Source organism: Companilactobacillus sp. FL22-1, from assembly GCF_043951805.1.
Lineage (GTDB): Bacteria > Bacillota > Bacilli > Lactobacillales > Lactobacillaceae > Companilactobacillus.
Map to the genome: position 1 here is coordinate 1 of NZ_JBINJY010000031.1, position 1,379 is coordinate 1,379.

Sequence of the window (1,379 nt, forward strand, 5' to 3'; positions counted from 1 at the left end):
TGATGGGGAGTGAAATTTTAGTAGCGAAGCACAGTAACTCACACTGCCGAGAAAAGTTTCTAGTTAGAAATAAACTGCCCGTACCGCAAACCGACACAGGTAGTCGAGGAGAGTATCCTAAGGTCAGCGAGTGAACTCTCGTTAAGGAACTCGGCAAAATGACCCCGTAACTTCGGGAGAAGGGGTGCTGGTGTAACAGCCAGCCGCAGTGAATAGGCCCAAACAACTGTTTATCAAAAACACAGGTCTATGCTAAATCGTAAGATGACGTATATGGGCTGACGCCTGCCCGGTGCTGGAAGGTTAAGAGGATCAGTTAGCTTTTGCGAAGCTGAGAATTGAAGCCCCAGTAAACGGCGGCCGTAACTATAACGGTCCTAAGGTAGCGAAATTCCTTGTCGGGTAAGTTCCGACCCGCACGAAAGGCGTAATGATTTGGGCACTGTCTCAACGAGAGACTCGGTGAAATTATAATACCCGTGAAGATGCGGGTTACCCGCGACAGGACGGAAAGACCCCATGGAGCTTTACTGTAGCTTGATATTGAGTTTTTGTGTGACATGTACAGGATAGGTAGGAGCCGTTGATATCGGAACGCTAGTTTCGAAGGAGGCGTTGGTGGGATACTACCCTTGTTATATGAAAGCTCTAACCCACGCCGCTCAGCGCGGTGGGGGACAGTGTCTGGTGGGCAGTTTGACTGGGGCGGTCGCCTCCTAAAATGTAACGGAGGCGCTCAAAGGTTCGCTCAGAATGGTTGGAAATCATTCGCAGAGTGTAAACGTATAAGCGAGCTTGACTGCGAGACTGACAAGTCGAGCAGGGACGAAAGTCGGAGTTAGTGATCCGGTGGTACCATATGGAAGGGCCATCGCTCAACGGATAAAAGCTACCCTGGGGATAACAGGCTTATCTCCCCCAAGAGTTCACATCGACGGGGAGGTTTGGCACCTCGATGTCGGCTCATCGCATCCTGGGGCTGTAGTCGGTCCCAAGGGTTGGGCTGTTCGCCCATTAAAGCGGTACGCGAGCTGGGTTCAGAACGTCGTGAGACAGTTCGGTCCCTATCCGTCGCGGGCGTAGGAAATTTGAGAGGAGCTGTCCTTAGTACGAGAGGACCGGGATGGACATACCTCTGGTGTACCAGTTGTGCCGCCAGGCGCATCGCTGGGTAGCTACGTATGGAAGGGATAAACGCTGAAAGCATCTAAGTGTGAAGCCCCCCTCGAGATGAGATTTCCCATTCCTTTATGGAAGTAAGATCCGTTAGAGAACATGACGTAGATAGGCTGCGGGTGGAAGTGTAGCGATACATGGAGCTGAGCAGTACTAATAGATCGAGGACTTAATCGAGTAAGAGTTTACAGCAGTTCGAAGTG

General features: G+C 51.2%; 1 rRNA gene. It reads left to right on the top strand.

The features are described 5' to 3' along the window. Positions 1 to 1,353 (top strand): 23S ribosomal RNA (locus tag ACG72T_RS12520); the annotation flags it as partial. Positions 1,354 to 1,379 lie beyond the last annotated feature (26 nt).